The organism is Mesorhizobium sp. AD1-1, assembly GCF_020164655.1.
In the GTDB taxonomy this organism is placed as follows: Bacteria; Pseudomonadota; Alphaproteobacteria; order Rhizobiales; family Rhizobiaceae; genus Mesorhizobium; species Mesorhizobium ciceri.
This window is the reverse complement of the sequence record NZ_JAIUGP010000011.1, coordinates 218,673-226,758: the sequence shown is the minus strand read 5'-3', so window position 1 is coordinate 226,758 and position 8,086 is coordinate 218,673. Positions and strand designations below refer to the sequence as shown.

General features: G+C 62.2%; 5 protein-coding genes and 1 tRNA gene. 2 read left to right on the top strand and 4 right to left on the bottom strand.

Annotated features, from left to right (window positions below; translation table 11 throughout):
• Positions 1 to 55: 55 nt before the first annotated feature.
• The 4 genes from LB519_RS21265 to LB519_RS21250 all read right to left on the bottom strand — a co-directional run bounded on the left by LB519_RS21265 (position 56) and on the right by LB519_RS21250 (position 3,955).
• Positions 56 to 928, bottom strand: coding sequence for a phytanoyl-CoA dioxygenase family protein (locus LB519_RS21265; protein ID WP_024503632.1), 873 nt, complete (start codon positions 926 to 928; stop codon positions 56 to 58).
• 168 nt (positions 929 to 1,096) lie between these two features.
• Positions 1,097 to 3,187 carry an O-antigen ligase family protein gene (locus LB519_RS21260; protein ID WP_224621107.1) on the bottom strand — a complete coding sequence of 697 codons (2,091 nt, stop codon included), beginning with the start codon at positions 3,185 to 3,187 and terminating at the stop codon, positions 1,097 to 1,099.
• A gap of 221 nt (positions 3,188 to 3,408) precedes the next feature.
• Positions 3,409 to 3,483, bottom strand: a tRNA-Gln gene (locus LB519_RS21255).
• 127 nt (positions 3,484 to 3,610) lie between these two features.
• Positions 3,611 to 3,955 carry a VOC family protein gene (locus tag LB519_RS21250; protein WP_013532745.1) on the bottom strand — a complete coding sequence of 115 codons (345 nt, stop codon included), beginning with the start codon at positions 3,953 to 3,955 and terminating at the stop codon, positions 3,611 to 3,613.
• 222 nt (positions 3,956 to 4,177) lie between these two features.
• On the opposite strand from LB519_RS21250, the gene ppdK reads away from it, so the two are divergent.
• Complete coding sequence (gene ppdK, locus LB519_RS21245) at positions 4,178 to 6,856, top strand: pyruvate, phosphate dikinase (RefSeq protein WP_224621105.1); 2,679 nt, start codon at positions 4,178 to 4,180, stop codon at positions 6,854 to 6,856.
• A 118-nt stretch (positions 6,857 to 6,974) separates the two neighbouring features.
• A complete protein-coding gene (locus LB519_RS21240) occupies positions 6,975 to 8,078 on the top strand; it encodes a glycosyltransferase family 9 protein (RefSeq protein ID WP_224621104.1) in 1,104 nt (367 codons plus the stop codon).
• The last annotated feature ends 8 nt before the right edge of the window (positions 8,079 to 8,086 follow it).

Genomic DNA, 8,086 nt, shown 5'->3' with positions numbered 1-8,086 from the left:
GGGGCCGGGCGCTAACCCCCGGCCCCTGCTGCCCCCGTCGCCCGACGCGGCAGCGTCATTTCCACCAGGCGGTGGTGTCGTACATCGGTCCCGGCTCCTCGAAGAGCTTTTCGTATTTGCACAGTGCCGGTGTCTTGCCGAGCGGCACCGAAACACCGTCCCTGAACGCCCATTCGCCACGTTGCGTCGTATCCGCCCGCACATAGCTGGACAGTGCAAAGGCGCGGTCGTGCTGTGACCTGTTGGGCGAGGAGCCGTGCACGGTGAGCAGCCCCCATAAAGCAAGATCGCCCGGCTCCAGCACCAGCGGAACGATGGTCGCCGGGTCGATGCCGACCTTGCGCAACTCTTCTTCGGCGGTCAGACCTTTCATCAGCTCGCCGGTTCCCTCGTCCGACAGGCCGAGATAGCCGAGCTTGTGGCTGCCGGGCACGACCTGAAGACAGCCATTGTCCAGCGTCGCCCGATCGACCGCGAGGCCTGTTGTCACGGTGGCGTCGGCGACATTGTCGAAGGCGGCCTGGTTACGGAAGCGCAGATCCTGGTGGAAGCGATAACCCGTGACATTGGCGCCGGGCGGCTTCCAGTGCAGCTGTTGGGCGATCTGTTTTATGTCGCGGCCGATCAGACCCTCGAGCAGCTTCAGATAGTCGGGATTGCGGCGGAACTGCTCGAAATAGGAATTGATCCAGGAAAACCAGTAAGCCTGCAGCACATAGCGTTGGCCAAAGTCCGATTCAGGCAGGATCTGGAAATTCAGGTTGCCGTGCCGGAAAGTGGCGTGATGCTTGAGGCCTTCGGCATAGACCGCATCGGTTTCCTTCTTCAGCCGGATCATCTCGTCGCCGTCGACAAATTGTCGAACGACCGCATATCCTTCCTCGCGGTACTGCTCCACCGCTTCGCGTGCCTGCCTGTCCGTCAGCATATCCGTGACAACCCCCGTCTGTGATCTGTGTCGATCGTAACAAACGGGTTGCCGGCGATAAGCCGTGGATTTTGGCATCGACTTTCCCGATTATCGGGAAATTGAGCGGGGCCTCAAAGGTGCATTGGCCGCAACCGGCTGATCAGATACGTGCTGCGCCGGCAGGCCCTAAAAATAGGTTCGCGGCGCGACAAGGTTCTTCTGCTGGCGAACATAAAAACAATAGAAGCCGAACGCCGCGGCAAACCACATGAAGGCCTCACCCATGGCCAGCCGGTTGTTGGAATTGGTAAGGATGCTGAGGGCGAAGAAAACCAGTGTGGAGATGTAGCAGGACCATGCCGCCGGAGCGACAAGCTTGGCTCGCATGGCCAGCAGAACCTGCCTGGCCGACCAGGTGTAGAGAAAGGCAAAGAACACCAGTCCGACCAGACCATAGCGCACGGCAATTTCCAGATAACCATTGTGGAAGACGTTTAAGATCATGGGATGATAGGTTCTGTTCTCCCACTCGGTCAGCCAGCTGGAACTGGCTCCGAAGATCGGGTGGCGTTTCCAGATATCGATCGCATCCGCCCACAGCATCAGCCTTTCCTTGGCTGCAAGCGGAACCGCATCGCTCGCGATGGCGCGGTCGAATGCGGGAAGGACGCCATGCCTGAACACATCCGGAACCAGGGTTTTGACGAAGGTCATGGTGTCGCCGGCGGTGGACGAGAAGATGTTGTGTGTTGCGACAATGCCGGCCGCCACGATCGCCAGCACGCCACCCGAAACCAACAGTTCGCGGCGATGGCCTCTCGCCAGGGTCATGACCGTCAACAGGAGCAGCGCAAGCGCAAGCGCAAGCCACACGCCCTTTGACCGCATCTCGATGATATTGACGACGGCAAGCAGCAGGACGGCTGTCGACAGCGCCCAATAAAGGTTCTTGGTTGCTTTCCCGAGGTCCGTTCTCTGGGCCGTGTAAGCCATGAATTGCAGCGTGCAGAGGAAGATGAAACCGGCCGCCACCGACGCGTGGATGGGATTGTTGAAAAGCCACGGGGCCGGTTGGATATCCTGAAACATGTTCGAACAGGCGGTGTCCGCCGCCAGGAAGACAAGACTGAGGATCATGAACCAGAGGACCAGCCGTGCGGGCTGCCTGACAAACAGCAGAAAGGCGAATCCGGTCGTCGCATAGAACAGCGGAAACATGTAAATGCCTTCGGCGCCACCCAACTGGTGGGTGCCGAAATAGACGATCGCCAGTCGGATGAAGACATAGAGCGACCAGCCCAGACACAGGAAGCCGACCCAACCGATCAGTGGTTTGCTGTAGGTCCACAAATCCACCCTGAACCAGCGGATGACCGCGACCAGGGCCAGCGCCAGGCCCGCATAGCGGTAGGTGTCTGCCTCGCGCCACACCGCGGAAACCATGGCGAGAACGGCGAGTGCCGCAAGCAACAGAAGCAAGGTGTGGCGCGGCGCGTTGTCCTTGGCATAGTCCAGGGTATCTCGCGGCAAAGGGGGCCGCAGCAGGACGTGATGCAGGCGGCGCAGCTCGTCACTGGCCCGCAACACCCCGGCACGTAGCCGGCTCGGCCCCCCCAACCTTGCGGATTTGTAGCTTCCCGAGGGACCGGCTATGCCGGAGATCTCGCTGCTGGCGGCGAAGCCAAGCACGTTTTGGCGGGCCGAATAGACCTTCAGACCGGTATCCCAAAAGCGTTCGAGCGCGACGTCCCATGGCATTTTCATGACGGCGAGCGCCGACAACAGACCCTGCGCGCCCTCCCGCGTCACCAGATAGGCGGCGGCCGAGCCTTGCGGGCCATGCAGCGCACGACCGATCTCGTCGCCTTCCGCCGTCTCGACGGCGCGCATGAAGAAGCTGATGCGATGGTTGATCAGTTTGATGACGTCGAAATCCGGCACCGCCGCGATGACGGCCTCGATGCGCCGCATGGTGTCTTCGCTGAAGAGGACGTCGTCCTCGACGATCAGGCCATGGGCGCTGCCACCGGCCACGAACGTTTCCAGCGCCTGGATATGGCTGCGGTAACAGGCATATTCGCCGGAAAGGATGTCGCGCCCGCTCAGCTTGCGTGCGGCTGGCAGATCGATCTCCGTCCAGGCCTCTTTGGCAAGCGCATGGCCGTCGACGGCGGCAATGCGCTGCAAGGTCAGGCCTGCCGCTTCGGCGCTGGCGAGCAATTCGCTCCAGCGCTGGGTCTCGCGATCGAGGTTGATGGCGAAGATAGGAAGGTTCATTGAAGTTCCATGTTGAGCCGCCACCCACCCGGCCGACCTATGTATGGAAAGAAGGAGATGTTCAAGGCGACACTGTCCAGATCATGTGCAAGACCTGAATTTGCCGCGACGGCTTTGGCTCATCTGAATTTATGACACAATCGAACTGTTAGCCGATCGGCTTCATGGAAGATCGCAAAGGTACTCTCGGTCCTAAGTGTCCGGAACGGACCTGAGCGGGATGGCTGGGGCGCCAGGATTCGAACCTGGGAATGTCGGTACCAAAAACCGATGCCTTACCACTTGGCGACGCCCCAATTGCCGTCAGAGTCGCTTGTGCGGCGCGTTATTAGCAGAGCAGCCAAAAAGCACAATGCCCCATGAATGGTGGTGAGAACGCCTGTTTGGGCAGCAAAAGCAACGCCGCCAGACGGCACCAGCTGGCTATTCGGACCACACCGCCATCTCGTTGCCGGCCGGATCGGCAAAGTGGAAACGGCGGCCGCCAGGGAACGCGAAGATCGGTTTGACGACCGTGCCGCCGGCGTTTTCGACAGCCTCGAGGGTCGCCTCCAGATCCCTGCTGTACAGCACCGGCAGCGGCTTCGATGGCGCTTCGGCGGCGTCGGCCTGAAAACCCCCGTCCAGGCCTTCGGCAAAGGCCGAATAGGTCGGCCCATAGTCAGTGAACGACCAGGCAAAGGCGGAACTGTAGAAGGCCTTCAGCCGGTCCAGCGTTCCGCCCGTAGCCGGCATTTCCAGATAGTCGAGTTTTCCGGACAGTTTCATAGCCACCTCTTTGTTCACTGTATGTTCTACTCCAGAATCCCCAGCATAGCAAGTCTTTTTGCCGCATCCTGAGGCACGGCTTTGCTTAATCGATTGTAGTGGCCGGGCGGCTTTGCCGACGCCTTGCCTTTCGCACTGCAGCATCATATCGCTCCAAGGGCGGACCGGCGGAACTTTCCGTTTCGCCAATCTTTCCAATCTCCTGCAACCGGAGAGCGATGCATGACCAAATGGGTTTTCACCTTTGGCGATGGTGCGGCGGAGGGCCGTGCCAGCGACAAGAATCTCCTGGGCGGCAAAGGCGCCAACCTAGCCGAGATGTGCAGCCTGGGGCTGCCGGTGCCGCCGGGCTTCACCATCACCACGGAGGTCTGCAACGCCTACTACGCCAACGGCCGTATTTATCCGGCCGGGTTGGAAGCCGATGTCGCGGTCGCGCTCGATCACATCGGCCGGCTGACCGGTCGTCGGTTCGGCGACCCGTCGAAACTGCTGCTGGTGTCGGTGCGTTCTGGCGCTCGCGCCTCGATGCCCGGCATGATGGACACCGTCCTCAATCTCGGCCTGAACGACGAGACGGTCGAGGCGCTGGCCGCCGATTCCGGCGATGCGCGCTTTGCCTATGACAGCTACCGCCGCTTCATCCAGATGTATTCCGATGTCGTCATGGGTCTCGACCACGAAGTGTTCGAGGAAATCCTGGAGGACCAGAAGGGCGGGCTCGGGCACGAGCTCGACACCGAACTGACGGCGCTCGAATGGCAGGGCGTCATCGCGCTCTACAAGGCCAAAGTCGAGGAAGAGCTTGGCAGGCCGTTTCCGCAGGATCCGCATGAGCAGCTCTGGGGCGCGATATCAGCCGTGTTCTCGAGCTGGATGAACAACCGCGCCATCACCTATCGCCGCCTGCACGATATTCCCGAAAGCTGGGGCACGGCGGTCAACGTCCAGGCCATGGTGTTCGGCAATATGGGCGAAACCTCGGCCACCGGCGTTGCCTTCACGCGCAACCCATCGACCGGCGAAAAGATGCTCTATGGCGAGTTCCTGGTGAACGCGCAGGGCGAGGACGTCGTTGCCGGCATCCGCACGCCGCAGAACATCACCGAAGCGGCGCGTATCGCAGCAGGCTCGGACAAGCCGTCGCTGCAGAAGCTGATGCCTGACGCGTTCCAGTCCTTCGTCACCATCTCCGATAGTCTGGAGAAGCACTACCGCGACATGCAGGATCTCGAATTCACCATCGAGCGCGGCAAATTGTGGATGCTGCAGACCCGCTCCGGCAAGCGCACCGCCAAGGCGGCGCTGAAAATTGCCGTCGAGATGGCGCGCGACAGGCTCATCACGAAAGAGGAAGCCGTTGCCCGTATCGACCCGGCCTCGCTCGACCAGTTGCTGCATCCCACCATCGACCCCAAGGCCGCGCGCGACGTCATCGGCATCGGACTGCCGGCCTCGCCCGGTGCCGCTACCGGCGAGATCGTCTTTTCCTCAGCTGACGCCGAGGACTTGAAGACACAAGGGCGCAAGGCGATCCTAGTGCGCATCGAGACCAGTCCCGAAGACATCCACGGCATGCATGCGGCGGAAGGCATCCTGACCACGCGCGGCGGCATGACCAGCCACGCCGCGGTGGTGGCGCGCGGCATGGGCAAGCCTTGCGTCTCGGGTGCCGGCTCGCTGCGCGTCGACTATAGGGCCGGCACGCTGCTCTCGATGGGGCAGACCTTCCGCAAAGGCGACATCATCACCATCGATGGCGGCAACGGCCAGGTGCTGAAGGGCGCGGTTGCCATGCTGCAGCCTGAACTGTCAGGCGATTTTGCCGCCATCATGGAATGGGCGGACGCGGTGCGGCGCATGAGGGTGCGCACCAATGCCGAAACACCGCTCGATGCGCGCATGGCGCGCTCCTTCGGCGCCGAAGGCATCGGGCTTTGCCGCACGGAGCACATGTTCTTCGACGGCGACCGCATCGTCGCCATGCGCGAGATGATCCTGGCCGACACCGAAAAGGACCGGCGCGCCGCACTCGCCAAGCTTCTGCCCATGCAGCGCTCGGATTTCCTCGAACTGTTCGAGATCATGGCCGGCCTGCCGGTGACGATCCGACTGCTCGATCCGCCGCTGCACGAATTCCTCCCCAAGACCGAGGCTGAAATCGCCGAGGTCGCCGCCGCCATGAACGTGTCGCCCGACAAGCTCAGGCAGCGCACCGAGGCACTGCACGAGTTCAACCCGATGCTCGGCCATCGTGGCTGCCGCCTGGCCGTCTCCTACCCCGAGATCGCCGAGATGCAGGCACGGGCCATTTTCGAGGCGGCCGTGGAGGCCGGCAGGAAGGCCGGCGCCCTGGTGGTCCCCGAGATCATGGTGCCGCTCGTCGGCCTGGTGAAGGAACTCGACTACGTCAAGGCGCGCATCGATGCGGTTGCCAAGAGCGTCATGGAGGAAACCGGCGTCAAGATCGACTATCTCACTGGCACGATGATCGAGCTTCCCCGCGCCGCCATCCGCGCGCATGTCATTGCAGAATCAGCCGAATTCTTCTCCTTCGGCACCAACGACCTGACCCAGACGACCTTCGGCATCTCGCGCGACGATGCGGCCTCGTTCCTGGAAACCTACCGCCAGAAGGGCATTATCGATCAGGACCCGTTCGTCTCGCTCGACATCGAGGGCGTCGGCGAACTGGTGCGCATGGCCGCGCAAAAGGGCAAGGCGACGCGGCCCGACATCAAGCTCGGCATCTGCGGCGAACATGGCGGCGATCCGGCCTCGATCCGCTTTTGCGAAGAGGTCGGCCTCGACTACGTGTCCTGTTCGCCCTATCGCGTGCCGATCGCCAGGCTGGCGGCAGCGCAGGCAGCGGTGCTGGTTGCGAAAACAGGCCGCGGATAGGATCCATCCAGCTTACCGTTTTGTAAGACAATTCACGCGAACGTGCTGGCCGCGCCGCGTAATCTCGACATTGTTCCTGCCCAATTTGCGGCCATCCGCAAATTGCTCCCGGAAACAGATGCTGCAGATCTCTCCCGCGCCGCTCCGCTCGATCCTGGTCATTCAAACCAAGTTCATAGGAGATCTCGTCCTCGCCTCGGCGCTCGCCAAGAACCTGCGGCTCGAATTCCCCGGCGCCAGCATCGTCTTTCTGTGCGAGGCCCGCTTCGAGAGCTTCGTGATCGCCCATGGTATCGCTTCCGAGGTGGTCGCATTCAGGCGCGACCGCATGCGCGGCACGCCCTTGGAGCGCGGGAAGGAGCTCTACGCCACGGTGCGGGCGTTGCGCCGCTTCCGCTTCGACCTGACCATCGACCTGACCGATTCGAAGACGTCGCGCATCCTCACCGGGCTCGTCCACGCAAAGACCCGTGTCGGATACAATCCCTCCGAAAGACCCTTGCGTATGCTGGAGCGGCAGCCCGCCAACGTCCTTGCCAAGCCCTACGGCTTTGATGGCCAGCATTTCCTGTACCGCTACCTCTCGCCGCTCGAAGCGCTCGGCATTGAACTTCGCACGGTGATTCCGAACCTTCAGCCGCTGCCATTGGAGACGGCGAAAGCATTGGCGCTCCTGGATAAACACCATCTGCGGCCAAATGCCTTCATCGCCGTGCATGCGGGTGCAAGCTTCGAGGGGCGACGTTGGCAGCCGGAGCGGTTTGCAGCAGCGATCGTCGAGATTGCCGGCGAGACCGGCCTGGACGTCGTCCTGGTGGGCGGCCCGGACGAGCGCGAGATCGCCGAACGCATCGTCGCCAGGACCGCGCCGCCGGTCGTCAATCTCGTCGGTGACCTGTCGCTTGAAAGCCTGCTGGCGGTGCTGAAACAGGCCCGGCTGTTTCTCGGCAATGAGAGCGGCCCGATGCACATGGCGGCAGCCACTGGGACCCCGGTTGTCGGGCTGTTCGGTCTGACGGAGCCGTCGCGCTGGGGTCCCGTCGGCGTGCCCAGCATCTCGCTCCAGCCGCCGATGCCTTGCGCCTGCATGGCCGAGGACCTTTGCCGCGCGCCGGATCCCAGCAAGGCATGCTGCGTCTGGGGCCTGGAAGTCAAGCCGGTGGTCGACGCGGTGCGCGAGGTTCTTTCGCGCACCGAAATGCAGCTGGAATGCGTCATCTGAGATCATGG